Consider the following 15,495-nt stretch of genomic DNA (forward strand, 5'->3'; position numbering starts at 1 on the left):
TGCTGCGTTATTTGGAAAGAAGGGCGGTGGCGCGGGTGTCGAGAGTGTCGTCACTGGCGACGGCGTTGAGGTCAATGCCGCGGGTTTCCGGGCCGATGACAATCATCGCCAGGGAGATCAGGTTGATGACCGCGCACAAGGTCACCAGCGGCCACGGCGAGTTGTTCGACTGGCTCATCAGCCATACAGCGATCATCGGTATCGGCCCACCAATCACCAGGTTGGCGCCGGTGTAAGCCAGTGCCGAACCCGAATAGCGAACCTGGGTCGGGAACGCCTCGGCGAAAGCCACAGGCTGGATTCCGCTCTGGAATTGGGTGAAGCCCAGAAACAGCCCCATGATTGCCATGATCGCCGCAACGTTCAGCGTGTTGAGGATCGGGAAGTACACGAACAGGATCAGCAGGGTCATGCATGAACCCAGCGCCAATGCCTTTTTTCGGCCCCAGCGATCGGACAGATAACCGCCGGCCAGCGCACCGAAAATCGCGCAGACGTTAGCCACCATCAGTGACATGAACCCCGTCGATTGGCTGAAACCCAGGTGCTTGGTCAGGTAGCTGAGGGAAAAAATCACGATCAGATAGAACAGCGCAGCGGGCGAGCAGAAAAACAGCATCAGGCGCAGGATGGTTTTGTAGTGGCTGCCGACCGCGGATTTGAGCGGGCTTTTTTCCTGTTTGACCGGAGTCTTTTTCAAGGCCACGAAAGCCGGGGTCTCATCGATTTTCAGGCGAATGAAAATCGCCACCACGACCAGCACGAAGCTCATCAGGAAAGGAATTCGCCAGCCAAAGGTTTCGAATTGCTCGCCTGAAAGTGTCGCCGCCAGACCCATCAACACGCCGTTGGCCAATATCTGGCTGAGCGGTGAGCACAAGCCGAGCATGCCGGAATAACGTCCGCGGCGATCGGGGGAGGCGTGTTCCAGCGCCATCAGTTGCGCACCGGTGGACTCGCCACCCAGCGCAAAGCCCTGAATGATCCGCAGCAGCACCAGCAGGATCGGCGCCCAGATGCCCACCTGAGCGTAGGTGGGCAACAAACCCATGAGCATCGAAGCCAGCCCCATCATGGTCACGGTGGCCAGCATCAGGTTACGGCGGCCAAGTTTGTCTCCCAGGTAGCCACAGGTAATGGCGCCCAATGGCCGAGCGGCCAGGCCGGCACCGAACGTTGCCAGAGACGCGAGCAGGCCGGCGGTTGGTTCCATGGCGGGGAAAAACAACTTGGGCAAAATGGTCGCAGACATCGCGCCATACAGCGTGAAGTCGAACCATTCGAGGGCCGTGCCGATCGTCGCAGCGGTCACCGCTTTGCGAGGCATGCGCGAATCATGAGTCTCGTGACTGATTGTGCTCATAAGGGTGCTCGTCATTATTTTTATAGTGTCGGGATGCCCGGACGGTTCTGCGCAGTAACGACGCAATGGGCAGGAATCGTCGAGGTGGCTAGACGTTAGCGCATCCTGCTTGCAGAATAATTATCGAAATCACGACAAATAGATAAGCCGACCTTATGAGTAGCGAGTATGGAACTGCGTCACCTGAAAGCCTTTGTCGTTGCCGCTGACCTGCAGCACTTCAGTCGCGCGGCTGAACAGTTGGGTGTTGCACAGCCGGCACTGAGCCAGTTAATGCGAACCCTCGAGTCCGAACTGGGCTTGGCATTGTTCCGGCGGGAAAACCGTGGCGTCGCGTTGACCGCTGCCGGCGAGGCATTTCTGCCCCATGCGCGGCAGTCCATCGAATCCAGTGAACTGGCGATTGCTGCTGCACGGCGAGCGCGCCGTGGTGAGGTGGGCGAGATCAACATCGGCTATCACTCGGCGCTGTTCGAGGCCAATTTGCCGCAGTTGCTGCGGCATTACTTCAGCACCTTCCCGGAAGTCAAAGTGTCGCTGGTGGACGCCGGTATTCGCGCGCAGTTCGACATGTTGCTCGACCACAAGCTTGACCTGGCCTTCGCCCGGGTTTTCAAGGACCACCTGCCGGATCGCCTGCGCACCCATCATTTCAGTCAATCGAGGCTGGTGCTGCTGATGCCGGACAACCATGACATGGCGGACAGTTTTACCGGCGAACTGGCGACGCTGCGCCATGAGAAATTCGTGTTCCTGCAGGACAGCGCCGGCATCGGCCTGACCTCACACACCCTCCAGGCGTGCCGGCAGAACCAGTTGCACCCCGAGAACATCATGCACGTGCCGTCGCTGATGAGCATTCCGGGGCTGGTGGCGGCCGGCATCGGCCTGAGCATCGTCCCGGAAACGATGACGCGGTTGACCATGCCGGGCATACGCATCGTACCGCTGGCGCAAGCGGAAATGGTCAGCGAGCTTTCGCTGATTTCGCGCATTGATGAAAGGTCCAGCGCGGTGCTGCACTTCATTGAAGAGGCGCAGGGGTGGGGGTGAAATGCGCTGTTCATAGAGCATCACACGTTGTCAGTCATCGACAGGGTGAGTAAGCTGCGCCCATGAATCAGCCATCTGTATCTACCTCCTCGCCGAGCACTCGCGGCCCCGCCGAACACGACATTCGTGACCAGATTGTCGCCGCGGCCAACGAGCATTTCAGCCAATACGGCTACGGTAAAACCACGGTTTCCGACTTGGCCAAGGCCATCGGTTTTTCCAAGGCCTATATCTACAAATTCTTTGATTCCAAGCAGGCAATTGGCGAGGCCATTTGCGCCAACTGCCTGGGGCAAATCGCTGCAGCAGTCGAACAAGCGATTAACGCAGAAGCGCTTTCAGCGACCGAGCGTTTGCGCAGGTTGGTCAAAACTGTGATCGCCACGGGTGTGGACCTGTTCTTCAACGATCGCAAGCTCTACGACATCGCGGCGTTTTCCGCATCGGAGCGCTGGAACAGCGCCCAGGTGTATGAGGCGCAGATCAAGGGCTTTATCCTCGATATCGTGCGTCAAGGTCGAGAAGCGGGGGAGTTCGAGCGCAAGACGCCGTTGGACGAGACCGTCGAAGCGATCAATCTGGCGTTGCGACCTTTCGTCAACCCGCTGCTGCTGCAACACAATCTGGATCTGATCGAGCAAGCGCCCACGCTGACTACAAACCTCATCCTGCGCAGCCTCATGCCTTGACCCATCGCTGAGCAAGGTTTCCAGGCGATTCGAGTCAAACGACCTCCCCCCATTACGTTTCCTGACCACCGGCACATCAGTGCCGGGAGGGCGTTGAATTTAGCTCGCCGTGACCATTGACTGAATTGGTCACATGGATAATATGGCTGCGCTGTAGTGCTCGATGTTCTATTCCAGTGATCTCCATAGAGTCCCGATAATGAAAAAAACAATGCTCAAGAGCCCCGTGGGCCTGGCCGTCGTGCTTGCGTCTTCCAATGTGTTTGCCGGTGGCTTTGCACTCAACGAACAAAGCATCAGCGGGATGGGCTCCGGTTTTGCCGGGCGATCTTCATCAGCCGAAGACGCCAGTACGATCTACGGCAACCCGGCGGGCATGGCGCGGCTTAAACGAGAGCAGGTCAGCGTGGGCGCGGCGACGCTGTTCGCCAAGTCAGATATCAGCCGCACGCGCAGTACGTTCGGCGGCAATGAAGATGGCGACATGGTGCCGACGACCACAGTGCCGATGGGGTATTACGTCAAACCCATTGATGACCACTGGGCATTCGGCGTCGGATTTTATGTACCGTTCGGGCTGATCACCGACTACGGCAGTGGCTTTGCCGGACGCTATTACGCCAACAAGAGCGAAGTCACCACGCTGACTTTCCAGCCGACCATCAGCTACGCCTTTAACGAAAAAGTCTCGATCGGTTTCGGTCCGACCATTAACCGTATCAGCGGCGAGATATCGGGCATGGTCCCCAATCCGCTCAGCCCGGGGCGTAATGACGGCAAGCTGAAAAGCACGGGCGATGACACCGCGCTGGGCTTCAACGCTGGCGTGCTGGTGCAGGCGACAGACCAGACTCGCTTGGGGCTGACCTATCACTCCAAGGTCAGCTACCACCTGGATGCGAAAACCAAGGTCACCGATGGCATTTTCAGCGTGCTGGGTGTCAGCGGCCGCAGCTATGACGCGTCGCTGGACGTGGACACGCCGGAGTCGGTGGACGTTTCGGTCACGCATCAATTCAATAACGACTGGACGCTTTATGTCGGCAGTACCTGGACGCGCTGGAGCCGCTTCAAGGAACTGACGATCGAGAACAGTGGCTTGCCGCCGTTGCTGAGTGGCCAATTGGGCACGATCAGCGAAGAGCAGAACTGGCATGACACTTGGGCTCACGCGATCGGTGCAGCCTATCAATTGAATAACCAATGGGTGCTGCGCGCCGGTTTCTCGGTTGATCAGTCACCGGCCAACAACACCAATCGGGGGCCGCGCATTCCGACGGGCGACCGCAAGGTGCTCAGCTTCGGTGCCGGCTGGACGCCCGTGGAAAATGTCACGATCGACCTGGCTTATTCCTACCTTTGGGAGGAGAGCGTCGAGGTCAACGACACCTCGGCATCGAGAGGTGCCTACAGTGCCAGATACAAGAACAGTGCGAGCGGATTCGGCACTTCGGTGAGCTACCGTTTTTAGTCAGGCCTGTCGGTCGATTCATGGTTCGATCTCGCAGGTGGTCAGGATGCAGATTGTGACTATTGACGATATTGGTCACAAGACTGAGAATATGATGATCATCCTATTCCTCAGTAAGTGAACCTATGCGCCGGCTCCGACTTTTCCCCATTGCCGCATGCTTGTTGCCTCTTGCACTGACCGCCTGTGGCGAATCTTCCAGTGTTGCAGATCCCCGTACACAGGCGCCGCTGGTCAGATCCGCTGCGGTACAAGCGTCACCTGACATCGCTCGTTCTTTCACCGGTGTCGTGGCGGCGCGCGTTCAGGGCGACCTGGGGTTTCGCGTATCGGGCAAGGTGCTCGAACGCCTGGTTGATACAGGACAGGCCGTGAAGCAAGGGCAGCCGCTGATGCGTCTCGACCCGAGTGACCTCGGACTGCAAGCGCGGGCGCAGCAGGCGGAGGTCATAGCTGCTCGTGCTCGCGCCAAACAGACAGCCGACGACGAGGCTCGCTATCGCAAACTGGTCGGCGTTGGCGCCATTTCGGCATCAGCCTACGACCAGTACAGAGCCGCTGCGGAGACTGCGAAGGCGCAGCTCAATGCCGCGCAAGCGCAAGCCGACGTGGCCCGCAATGCGTCGGGTTATGCGCTGCTGGTCGCTGATGCGGACGGCGTAGTGGTGGAAACACTCGCCGAACCTGGACAAGTCGTCAGCCCGGGACAACCGGTGGTTCGACTGGCGCGCGCAGGTCAGCGCGAAGCCATCGTGCATCTGCCCGAAACCCTGCGCCCGGCTGCCGGCGCCACCGCGCAAGCCAGCCTCTACGGGGTGAATTCTGCGGCGGTGACGGCAAAACTGCGGCTGCTTTCAGATTCGGCAGACCGCACAACGCGCACGTTCGAGGCGCGCTATGTGCTCGAGGGGCCACTGGCCAACGCGCCGATCGGTGCGACCGTGACCCTCAGAATTGCCGAGGGCGCGCCCCAGACACAGGCATTACAAGTCCCCATCGCAGCGATTTACGACCCGGGCAAAGGCCCCGGTGTGTGGGTCATCGCCGGGACGCCGGCAACCGTGAGCTGGCGAGCGGTTCAGGTGTTGGGGTTGAGCGATGATTCGGCCCGCATCGCCGGAGACCTCACTGCTGGTGAGCAGGTTGTAGCGTTGGGCGCCCATCTGCTGCGCGATGGCGAAGCGGTGCGATTACCGCAACAGAGCGAAGCCAGCGTTGCCGGGAGTCGTCCATGAGCCAGGGGCGATTCAACCTGTCCGCCATCGCCGTTCGCGAGCGGGCGATCACCGTGTTCCTCATTTTCCTGATTGCCGTTGCCGGGACGTTGTCGTTCTTTCAATTGGGGCGTGCGGAGGATCCACCGTTTACGGTCAAGCAGTTGACCGTGATTACCGCGTGGCCCGGTGCGACGGCGCAAGAGATGCAGGATCAGGTCGCAGAACCCCTTGAAAAGCGCCTGCAAGAACTCAAGTGGTACGACCGCTCGGAAACCTACACCCGACCTGGACTGGCGTTCACGATGGTGTCGTTGCTCGACAGCACGCCGCCCGCGCAAGTGCAGGAAGAGTTCTATCAAGCACGCAAGAAACTCGACGATGAAGCCATCAGGTTGCCGGCCGGTGTGATCGGGCCGATGGTCAACGATGAGTTTTCCGACGTGACCTTCGCGCTGTTCGCCTTGAAAGCCAAAGGCGAGCCGCAGCGTTTGCTGGTGCGTGATGCGGAAGCCATGCGCCAGCGTCTGCTGCATGTACCGGGGGTGAAGAAGGTCAACATCATCGGTGAGCAAGCCGAGCGCATCTACGTTTCGTTTTCCCATGAGCGCTTGGCGACCCTCGGCCTGTCACCGCAGGACATCTTTGCCGCGCTGAACAGTCAGAACGTGCTGACGCCCGCCGGCTCCATCGAAACCAACGGGCCACAGGTTTTTCTGCGTCTCGACGGTGCCTTCGACAAGGTGCAGAAAATTCGCGACACGCCGGTCTCCGTGCAGGGGCGCACACTCAAGCTCTCTGATGTAGCGACGGTCGAACGCGGTTATGAAGATCCGGCGACTTTTTTTGTGCGCAATAACGGTGAAGACGCGCTGCTGCTGGGTGTGGTGATGCGCGAGGGCTGGAACGGTCTGGATCTGGGCAAGGCGCTGGATGCGGAGACCGCGAGGATCAATGCAGAAATGCCATTGGGCATGACCCTCGCCAAAGTCACCGACCAGGCAGTCAATATCGACTCGGCGGTCGGCGAGTTCATGGTCAAGTTTTTCGTCGCGCTGCTGGTGGTCATGCTCGTTTGTTTTCTGAGTATGGGCTGGCGGGTCGGGGTGGTGGTCGCTGCAGCTGTGCCGTTGACCCTGGCGATCGTGTTCGTGGTGATGGCCGCCACCGGCAAGAACTTTGATCGCATCACCCTCGGCTCATTGATCCTCGCGCTCGGGCTGTTGGTTGATGACGCGATCATCGCCATTGAAATGATGGTGGTGAAAATGGAGGAGGGCTACGACCGCATCAAAGCGTCCGCGTATGCCTGGAGCCATACGGCGGCGCCGATGCTGTCCGGAACGCTGGTGACGGCAATCGGTTTCTTGCCGAACGGTTTTGCCCAGTCCACTGCCGGTGAGTACACCAGCAATATGTTCTGGATCGTCGGCATTGCGCTGATCGCTTCCTGGGTCGTCGCGGTGGCGTTCACCCCGTATCTGGGCGTGAAGTTGTTGCCGGACATCAAGAAGGTCGAAGGTGGCCACGCGGCGATCTACAACACGCCGAATTACAACCGTTTCCGCCGGCTGCTGACCGCGGTGATCGCGCGCAAATGGCTGGTGGCGGGCACGGTGGTCACGCTGTTTTTCGTCGCCGTGCCAGGCATGGGGCTGGTGAAGAAGCAGTTCTTCCCGACCTCCGACCGCCCCGAGGTGATGATCGAGGTGCAGATGCCCTACGGGACTTCGATCGAGCAGACCAGCGCCGCGGCCGCCAAGGTTGAGGCTTGGTTGCACAAGCAGGACGAGGCAAAAATCGTCACGGCCTATATCGGCCAGGGTGCGCCACGTTTCTTTCTGGCGATGGCGCCGGAATTACCTGATCCTTCGTTCGCCAAAATCGTGGTGCTGACGGACAGTCAGGACGCACGCAAAACCCTCAAGTTCCGACTGCGCGAAGCAGTTGCTGAAGGCCTCGCGTCGGAGGCTCGTGTGCGGGCAACGCAAATTGTCTTTGGCCCTTATTCGCCGTTTCCGGTTGCCTACCGGGTGATGGGCCCTGATCCGGCGAAGCTGCGCGATATCGCCGAGCAGGTACGCGGCGTGCTGCAAGACAGCCCGATGATGAGAACGGTGAACACTGACTGGGGACCGCTGACCCCGACCTTGCATTTCAGTCTCGATCAGGACCGTCTGCAGGCAGTGGGGCTGACCTCGAATGCGGTCGCCCAGCAACTGCAGTTTCTGCTGAGCGGAGTACCGATTACGGCGGTGCGCGAGGATATTCGTTCTGTGCAGGTCGTCGGGCGTGCCGCCGGTAATATCCGGCTCGACCCGGCGCAGATCAAAGGTTTCACCTTGGTCGGCGCGACGGGGCAACGCATCCCGTTGTCGCAGATCGGCGAGGTCGATGTGCGCATGGAGGATCCGATTCTGCGGCGCCGTGATCGCACGCCAACCATCACCGTGCGTGGAGACATTGCCGAAGGCTTGCAGCCACCGGATGTTTCGAGTGCGATCCTCAAGCAGTTGCAGCCGATCATCGAAACACTGCCTTCCGGTTACCGGATCGAGCAGGCGGGTGCCATCGAGGAGTCCGGCAAAGCGGGCAAGGCAATCTTGCCCCTGCTGCCGATCATGATCGCCATGACGTTGCTCATCATCATTGTGCAGGTTCGTTCGATCGCGGCGATGATCATGGTCTTCCTCACTTCGCCGTTAGGCTTGATAGGTGTGGTGCCGACGCTGCTGATCTTCAATCAGCCGTTTGGCATCAATGCGCTGGTCGGGTTGATTGCGTTGTCGGGGATCCTGATGCGCAATACGCTGATTCTGATCGGGCAGATCCACCACAACACACAGGAAGGACTGGACCCGTTCCACGCCGTGGTCGAAGCCACGGTGCAACGTGCGCGGCCGGTACTGCTGACGGCAATGGCGGCCATCCTGGCGTTTATTCCCCTGACACACTCGGTGTTCTGGGGCACGCTGGCTTACACCCTGATTGGCGGCACGTTCGTCGGCACTATCATTACGCTGGTGTTTCTGCCGGCGATGTATTCCATCTGGTTCAAGATCCGCCCTGAGCACCAGGCTCAGACTGAAACAGTCAAACTGGCGTAGCGACAACGCCTGCAATCGAGGCCCGCTTTCGCGGGCCTCTTTGTCCCCACGTCAAAGCGTGGTGATCTGTCCGTTGCGATCCAGTTCGTACACCTTGTTGCCCTGCAATTTCTCCTTCAACCAACGTTCGGCTTTACCCAGCGGCCGTTGCCGCGCCCACAGCAAATCCACACCAATCTGCCAGTCGGTATGCGGATACGCCGAGAGCTGCAGTTCCACCAGTTCACCCTTGGCCAGTTCACGCTGAACGAGCTGGCGGGGCAGGGTGGCCCAGCCGAGCCCGGCGCGGACCATTTCCAGTAACGCCAGATAGCTTTCCGCTTGCCACAACTGGGTCGAGCGCAGGTATTCGCTGCTTGGCAGTTTGCTCGCATGAGCGCTGAAAGCCAGGCGGCGATGGACGTGCAGGTCGTCGAAGGTGACGTTGTCGAGTTGCGCCAATGGATGATCGGGGTGGCAGACGTGGAGCATGATCAGTTTGCCCAGTTGCTGGAACGCCAATTCCTTGGGATAGCCAGGCTGCGAAAAGGCCACGCCGAGTACCGCTTCACCGCTGCTGACCAGTTCGCTGACGTCGCCGTAAACGGGGTGGCGGATGATCAGGTCGACAAAGGGGAACGCGGCCTCGAAGGCTTTGAGCACCGGCATGATCGGGCCGTACGGCGTTTCAATGGCGAGCGTCAGGCTGGTTTCGACGTTGTCCGAAAGGCAATCGGCGTGGGCTTCGAAGGTCATGCAGCGTTCGAGCACGGCTTCGGCCTGCACCAGCAATTTGTGGCCGCTGGCGGTGAGGGCAGGGCTGCGGTTGCTGCGGTCGAACAGGTCGACGCCAAGGTCGGTTTCGAGGTTGGCAATCGCCGCACTGATAGTCGATTGGGTCTTGCCCAGTTGGCGCCCGGCGGCGGAAAACGATCCGCTTTTGACCACTTGGACGAACATCAACAGTTGATCGAGTGAGAAGCGCAAGCGGTGGACTCCCGGGTCAAGGATGGGGGGTAAAGCAGATTACGAATGCTAGATTCGTGCCATCGAAAAAAGCGATGGTTGCTAATTTGGTTCATCGCAATAAACGTTCAACCATGGCCCCGCGTCAAACGATCTCCGGGGTGGATCTGACTTTCAAACGCCCCTGAGCATGCCCGCGATCTCAACAGATGCCGCACCTTCAGGAGCGTGTGAAATGACCACACAACGCATTCATCCGGTGGACGAGATTTTGCCACTGCGACAGTTGTTCACGTTTGGCTTGCAGCATGTGCTGGTGATGTACGCGGGAGCGGTGGCCGTGCCGCTGATTCTCGGCAGCGCGATGGGACTGACCTCGGCGCAGGTGGTTTTGCTGATCAACGCCAACCTGTTGACCTCGGGTGTGGCGACGCTGATTCAGACCCTCGGTTTCTGGAAGTTCGGCGCGCGGCTGCCGCTGATTCAGGGCTGCTCGTTCATTGCTCTGGCGCCGATGATCATGATCGGCAAGGAATTCGGTCTCGGTCAGATTTTCGGTGCGGTGATCGCCGCTGGCTTTATCACCATTGCGCTGGCGCCGGTGTTCAGCCGCTTGCTGCGTTTTTTTCCACCGGTAGTGATTGGCAGTCTGATCACCATTATCGGCATCTCGCTGATGCCGGCGGCGGCGATCTGGCTGGGCGGCGGCAATCCCGACTCGGCGGATTTCGGCAATCCCGCGAACTTGTTGCTGGGCCTGGCCACGGTCAGCGTGACGCTGGTGATCTACGCCAAATTCAAGGGTTTCATCGGCAACCTCAGCGTGCTGATTGGCTTGTTCGTCGGCAGCCTGATCGCCGCGGCTTGCGGTATGACTCACTTCAATCAGGTCAGCGAAGCCGCGTGGTTTGAGCTGAGTGCGCCGATGGCCTTCGGCGCCCCGGAATTCGCGCCGGTGCCGATTCTGATCATGACCCTGGCGATGCTGGTGATCATGGCCGAGACCACCGGCAACTGCCTGGCGATCGGCAAACTGACCGGCAGACCGACCACGCAACAAACCCTCGGCAACGCATTTCGCGCCGACGGTTTATCGACCATGCTCGGTGGTTTGTTCAACAGCTTTCCCTACAACGCCTTCACTCAGAACACCGGTTTGATCGCGCTTTCCAACGTGAAAAGCCGCTTCGTCGTCGCTGCGGCCGGGGCAATCATGGTGCTGATGGGCCTGTTCCCGAAACTCGGTGCGTTGATCGCCGCCGTGCCGACGCCTGTGCTCGGTGGCTGCGCGATCGTGATGTTCGGCATGACCACGGTGGCGGGGATTCAGGAATTGTCACGGGTGCAATTCGAAGGGACGCGCAACGGCATCATCGTCGCCGTATCGGTGAGCGTCGGCGTGCTACCGATGTCGTTTCCGGCATTGTTCGAACACGTCGGCCCGACCCTGAAACTGGTGCTCGACAGCGGGATTTTCCTCGGCGCAATCACCGCCATCGTCCTCAACGTCCTGCTCAACAACGACAAAAAATCGACCGAAACCCTCGGCGCTGAACTGGCCGACTGACTTTTGTTTTCCACTGCCCAGGAGTTACCCATGAATCAATTCACTCAGCTCATTCCGGCCGGCGTCAGCGCGCTTGATCTGACCTTGCTGCGCCAGACCATCGCCTTGTCCGAGGCATCGAAGCAACGCGGCCGCCATCCATTCGCGGCATTGGTGGCCGACCGCAACGGCAAGGTGATTGTCGAAGCGGGAAACAACTCGATGCCGCCGGAAGGCGATCCGACGCAGCACGCGGAGTTGGTAGCAGCCGCCGCAGCGGCAAAATTGCTGTCACCGCAAGAGCTGGAACTGTGCACGCTGTACACCAGCGCCGAACCTTGCTGCATGTGCGCCGGCGCGGTGTACTGGACCGGCATCGGGCGGGTGGTTTATGCCTTGTCGGAGCATGCGTTACTGGGATTGACCGGTGACCATCCGGAGAACCCGACGTTCTCCTTGCCGTGCCGCGAGGTGTTCGCCAAGGGGCAGCGCAAGGTCAGTGTGTTGGGGCCGATGCTGGAGGGGGAGGCGGCTGAGCCGCACAAGGGTTTTTGGTCGTAACCGCTTTGAAACGAAGCGCGAGTGGTGTGAGGTTGCGCTATCCAGAGACTTAAGAGCACTTGCTCGCCGAGAGGGAGAAGAGCGAAGTTTTGGAACTGCCAGCCCTCGGCCGATGCCGAATGCGTAACCAGAACGAGGGCAAAGCAATGACTGAAGAAACAGCACAATTTCCAGAGGAAGAAGTACCGGATCAATCGACGCCTGCGCATTCCACAGAGGAAGAGCAAAAGCGCCTTAAAGATTTTAACAAGGAAGGCATCCCGCCCGGCAGTTGCTGATGGGTAGGCACTGGCTCGGGCCACGTACCTTCGGCTCGTCGCGTTGCGACGCGCCATGAGGCGTTGGCCCGTGCCAGTGCGGCCATCGGCGGGGATTTCAAGCGTGTGTGTCAACGCTGAGTGTCATTTGGATCAATGTTGCCTGCAGCGCGTGGAGGTTGCCAGCGCATACAGAAATCTGATTTTGAATCTCGATTGTTCTTTGAGCCTTCTCTTCTTCTGGCATATTCATTCTTTCGGTTTTAGCCAGCTCAGCTTTGCGAGTTGCAAGTTGTTGCTGGATCTCGGCAATTTGTTTTTTTATGAGCTCGACTGCACTAATCGGCTGTTTGACCGTATTAACTCCTTCTTCGCTGGAATCAATTCTAAACTTGTCGTCGCTTGTGGTTTTCTTCGTGAGTGATAGATGGTTTTGCGAATCTGATTTTATGTGTTGGTTGTCCTCTGGTTTTTTCTTATAGGTGGTTACGCTGATTGCGCTGATTTTTGGCATGGCTAATTCTCTTGGCTTTCTCGCCTATAGGGCGGTGGGGCTATTGATCTCACACGGTTGCGCGGGAGTGCTCACTACGCCTTTTATGGTAATGAGCCTTCTGCGCATGGACATAGGAATTGTCTTGTTTTTATGCGCCATGGCTAGACGCGCAGAAACGACAAGGCTCTGAATAAATCAGAGCCTTGATGTTGAAGATTGACGAATTGAACGTGTTATTTCGATGTGTCTACGCTGGTAGAGCAAGAAAGCCGGTAATGCTCATAGTTCAAATCCTTCAGTCGTTCTGGAAGCTTGTAAGGGGCGGGGCAACTTTTACCCTGCCACTTGATTGTAATGATGCCTTGATCTTTGGTAACAAGCGCTAACGCCTTGCCGGTGGGGTCAGAAAGTGCCAGTTGTTTACCATCGGCGTCCATCAAAACCGCTCCGAATGGGAGGGGTTTGCCCTCGGCATCGTAGAGTTCGAACTGGATCCGCCTCCCTTTGCTGCCTTCAAAGCGCGCGAGCACGACTGAACCTCGTCTCGGTACGAGTTGTTGAGTGGCGTTGTCCAACTCGATTTCACCGCCGAGATTGCGTGTATCCAACGTCACCCAGTTCACGCGATAGGGCTGTGCATTTGGAACGACGGCATAGCCGTTGAGGCCGGTTTTCACGCCGGAGTAGCTGCTGACTTCTACCCCTGACATGCCAGGCACCGCCACCAGTGCGAATGTTTCGCCCACGGTCTGGCCCATGTTGATGCCCCCCGCGTGGGCCACGATCGATCCGGCCGCGCTCAGGTTTTGTGATTCATAACCGCTGCCTCGGCTGTAGCCCAATCCCAGATCGCCCATCGCTGTCCGGGTACTCAGGCTAAGCGAGCCGGAGCGGTCACCTTGCACACTGCGCCCGGTCTGTACGGAATAGTAGGTGTCACTGTCTTCAGTCAGATAACCATTGATCCCGGCTTGTGTACTGGTGCCGGTATTTTGATGATTGCTGGAAATATAGGCGCGAGGTGCGCGAGGTGTCGATCCGAGCGGGAATGAGATCGAAACGCTCAGTTGGGTGTCGTGAGTGGTGTCGCCGCGTGCGCCGAACTCTTCGGTTTTACTCAAACTGATGTTGTAGTTCAGGTCGCGCCAATTATTGTTGTAACCGGCAGAAAAGCTGCGCGAGCCACCGCGATCCCAATAGCGCTGATCACTGGCATTCAAGTACAGCGAGCCGTACTGGCGCGCTTCGCCCAGGGTCTGGTTGACCGTGAGGTCAGTACGGGTTTTGGCGTTACCTGCGCGCCGCGTAGCGCCGGTGCTGGTGTCCTGAACGTGGTCGGTCAGCGTGCGGTAACCCTCGGTCGAATAACGATAGGCGGCGAGGGTGAAGCTGGTATCGGTGCCGGTGAAGGTCTTTGCATAGAGCGCGCGTACGCTGCTGCCCTGGGTCGTTTTGCCGAATGCCTTGCTGGACGATTGCGTGACGTCCAGTGACATCGCGCCAATCGAAGTGTTCTTCGCCGCACCGACGGAAAGCGCCTTGAAACCGTTGCTGGCCTGAATGCCGGCAATGCCTGTCAGGTTGCTGGTCAGACCGTAGGCGAAAGTGCCGCCCAGGAAGGCCGGCTTGTCGTAGCCCTCGCTGTTGTTGTTGAATTTGCCGCTCGACAGGCTGTACTTCAACTGTCCCTCACGCACCATCGTCGGCAGGGCGGAGAACGCCTGTCGGGTGACCTTGCGCCGACCATCCGCCTCGACAATGGTGATCTCCAGATCGCCATTGGAACCCGACGGATAGATATCACTGATCTCGAACGGCCCCGGCGGCACGTTGGTGGTGTAAAGAATGTAGTTATCCTGGCGGACCTCGATCTTCGCATTGGTTTCAGCCACGCCACGAATGATCGGCGCATAGCCGCGCTCGCTGTCTGCACGCATGCCCTCATCAGAGGCCACCTTGACGCCTTGATAGCGCACGCTGTCGAACAGGTCTGAGTCGGAAAAGATTTCACCCGCGCTCAGTTGCCCCTTGATCGCCGTGAGGTCGCGCTGGATGAACGTGCGATTGCTGACAAACCGATTGGGCCGGCCGGTGGCACTGCTGAGGTTGGACTCGTTGCGCAAACGCCAGGCACCGAAGTTGATGCCGTTGCGCAGCCCCAGATTATTGGAGATTTGCGTCGAGTAATCGGTTTTGCTGCGGGTGCTGCTCAACTGATAGTTGATGAACCCGGCGGCCACGCCATCGTCCCAAAGTTCTGGGTCAACATAGCCGCGCATGCCACGCGCCATCGCAACCTGCGGCACGCTGATATTGAGGCGCAGGCGGTTGGCGTCAAAACTGATACTGGCTTGCTCGATCATCGACGCAAGATCGTAGTGATCGGCAGGCCGTTGCTCATCAACCAGACCTTGCTCACGCAGTTTGCGCATGTCCACACCCAGCTGCTGTAACAATTCCAGGGTGATACGTGGCTCGACTTTGCCGTTGAGCGGGTTGGCCGCGAAATCAACGTCGCGACGACCGACCAGCGTGCCGTTGCTGAACACGTCAACGCGATATCGGCCTGGCAGAACGCTGTTGGCATTCAACAAGGGTTGCAGATCGACCGCCGATGAACCTTCCAGAAACAAGGTATTGAACGCCTCACCCGCTACCGCGGCGGGGGCTTCGGCACCCATGGCGAATCCACAAATGGCCATATTGATGGCAAAGCACAATGGATGCAGGCAGCCCAACGCCGTTTTGTTTTTATGGCGCGCAACGTGATGCTTTACACAACTTGAAGATGTG

The 15,495-nt window shown here is 58.8% G+C and carries 12 protein-coding genes; 8 read left to right on the forward strand and 4 right to left on the reverse strand.

Annotation, left to right across the window (positions count from 1 at the left end):
• Positions 1–7: 7 nt before the first annotated feature.
• A complete protein-coding gene (locus PspR84_RS14540; protein WP_160057808.1) occupies positions 8–1,363 on the reverse strand; it encodes an MFS transporter in 1,356 nt (451 codons plus the stop codon).
• Positions 1,364–1,531: 168 nt separating this feature from the next.
• Between PspR84_RS14540 and PspR84_RS14545 the strand changes: the two genes are divergently transcribed.
• The 5 genes from PspR84_RS14545 (at position 1,532) to PspR84_RS14565 (ending at position 8,897) form a co-directional block, all read left to right on the forward strand.
• Positions 1,532–2,416 (forward strand): LysR family transcriptional regulator, encoded by an 885-nt coding sequence (locus PspR84_RS14545; protein WP_123449816.1) that lies wholly within the window; start codon positions 1,532–1,534, stop codon positions 2,414–2,416.
• Positions 2,417–2,478: 62 nt separating this feature from the next.
• Positions 2,479–3,105, forward strand: a complete 627-nt coding sequence (locus PspR84_RS14550) for a TetR/AcrR family transcriptional regulator (RefSeq protein WP_160057809.1) — start codon at positions 2,479–2,481, stop codon at positions 3,103–3,105.
• Positions 3,106–3,304: 199 nt separating this feature from the next.
• Complete coding sequence (locus PspR84_RS14555; protein WP_160057810.1) at positions 3,305–4,576, forward strand: outer membrane protein transport protein; 1,272 nt, start codon at positions 3,305–3,307, stop codon at positions 4,574–4,576.
• A gap of 125 nt (positions 4,577–4,701) precedes the next feature.
• Positions 4,702–5,811: an efflux RND transporter periplasmic adaptor subunit gene (locus tag PspR84_RS14560; RefSeq protein ID WP_160057811.1), complete on the forward strand. Its 1,110-nt coding sequence runs from the start codon at positions 4,702–4,704 to the stop codon at positions 5,809–5,811.
• Positions 5,808–8,897 carry an efflux RND transporter permease subunit gene (locus PspR84_RS14565; protein ID WP_160057812.1) on the forward strand — a complete coding sequence of 1,030 codons (3,090 nt, stop codon included), beginning with the start codon at positions 5,808–5,810 and terminating at the stop codon, positions 8,895–8,897. Before PspR84_RS14560 ends, PspR84_RS14565 begins: the two co-directional genes overlap by 4 nt.
• Before the next feature lie 51 nt (positions 8,898–8,948).
• Here the strand turns inward: PspR84_RS14565 and PspR84_RS14570 are convergent, their stop codons facing one another.
• Positions 8,949–9,863, reverse strand: a complete 915-nt coding sequence (locus tag PspR84_RS14570) for a LysR family transcriptional regulator (protein WP_099759165.1) — start codon at positions 9,861–9,863, stop codon at positions 8,949–8,951.
• Positions 9,864–10,077: 214 nt separating this feature from the next.
• On the opposite strand from PspR84_RS14570, the gene PspR84_RS14575 reads away from it, so the two are divergent.
• From PspR84_RS14575 to PspR84_RS29795, 3 genes are all read left to right on the forward strand, one after another.
• The gene (locus PspR84_RS14575) at positions 10,078–11,409 is read left to right on the forward strand and encodes a nucleobase:cation symporter-2 family protein (RefSeq protein ID WP_160057813.1); all 1,332 of its coding nucleotides are present in this window, start codon (positions 10,078–10,080) and stop codon (positions 11,407–11,409) included.
• Positions 11,410–11,439: 30 nt separating this feature from the next.
• Positions 11,440–11,949, forward strand: a complete 510-nt coding sequence (locus tag PspR84_RS14580) for a nucleoside deaminase (RefSeq protein WP_160057814.1) — start codon at positions 11,440–11,442, stop codon at positions 11,947–11,949.
• Between the two features lie 146 nt (positions 11,950–12,095).
• Positions 12,096–12,227 carry a hypothetical protein gene (locus PspR84_RS29795; protein ID WP_086936038.1) on the forward strand — a complete coding sequence of 44 codons (132 nt, stop codon included), beginning with the start codon at positions 12,096–12,098 and terminating at the stop codon, positions 12,225–12,227.
• Between the two features lie 97 nt (positions 12,228–12,324).
• Here PspR84_RS29795 and PspR84_RS14585 read toward each other — a convergent pair whose 3' ends face one another.
• The gene (locus tag PspR84_RS14585; protein WP_160057815.1) at positions 12,325–12,720 is read right to left on the reverse strand and encodes a hypothetical protein; all 396 of its coding nucleotides are present in this window, start codon (positions 12,718–12,720) and stop codon (positions 12,325–12,327) included.
• Between the two features lie 215 nt (positions 12,721–12,935).
• The gene (locus PspR84_RS14590; RefSeq protein WP_160057816.1) at positions 12,936–15,383 is read right to left on the reverse strand and encodes a fimbria/pilus outer membrane usher protein; all 2,448 of its coding nucleotides are present in this window, start codon (positions 15,381–15,383) and stop codon (positions 12,936–12,938) included.
• Between the last annotated feature and the right edge of the window lie 112 nt (positions 15,384–15,495).

Origin of the sequence: Pseudomonas sp. R84 (genome assembly GCF_009834515.1) — a bacterium.
Lineage (GTDB): Bacteria > Pseudomonadota > Gammaproteobacteria > Pseudomonadales > Pseudomonadaceae > Aquipseudomonas.

Bases quoted from the DNA above. Each gene is read 5' to 3' on its own strand.
- PspR84_RS14540 (WP_160057808.1), bottom strand. From the start codon at position 1,363: ATGAGCACAATCAGTCACGAGACTCATGATTCGCGCATGCCTCGCAAA.
- PspR84_RS14545 (WP_123449816.1), top strand. From the start codon at position 1,532: ATGGAACTGCGTCACCTGAAAGCCTTTGTCGTTGCCGCTGACCTGCAG.
- PspR84_RS14550 (WP_160057809.1), top strand. From the start codon at position 2,479: ATGAATCAGCCATCTGTATCTACCTCCTCGCCGAGCACTCGCGGCCCC.
- PspR84_RS14555 (WP_160057810.1), top strand. From the start codon at position 3,305: ATGAAAAAAACAATGCTCAAGAGCCCCGTGGGCCTGGCCGTCGTGCTT.
- PspR84_RS14560 (WP_160057811.1), top strand. From the start codon at position 4,702: ATGCGCCGGCTCCGACTTTTCCCCATTGCCGCATGCTTGTTGCCTCTT.
- PspR84_RS14565 (WP_160057812.1), top strand. From the start codon at position 5,808: ATGAGCCAGGGGCGATTCAACCTGTCCGCCATCGCCGTTCGCGAGCGG.
- PspR84_RS14575 (WP_160057813.1), top strand. From the start codon at position 10,078: ATGACCACACAACGCATTCATCCGGTGGACGAGATTTTGCCACTGCGA.
- PspR84_RS14580 (WP_160057814.1), top strand. From the start codon at position 11,440: ATGAATCAATTCACTCAGCTCATTCCGGCCGGCGTCAGCGCGCTTGAT.
- PspR84_RS29795 (WP_086936038.1), top strand. From the start codon at position 12,096: ATGACTGAAGAAACAGCACAATTTCCAGAGGAAGAAGTACCGGATCAA.
- PspR84_RS14585 (WP_160057815.1), bottom strand. From the start codon at position 12,720: ATGCCAAAAATCAGCGCAATCAGCGTAACCACCTATAAGAAAAAACCA.
- PspR84_RS14590 (WP_160057816.1), bottom strand. From the start codon at position 15,383: ATGGGTGCCGAAGCCCCCGCCGCGGTAGCGGGTGAGGCGTTCAATACC.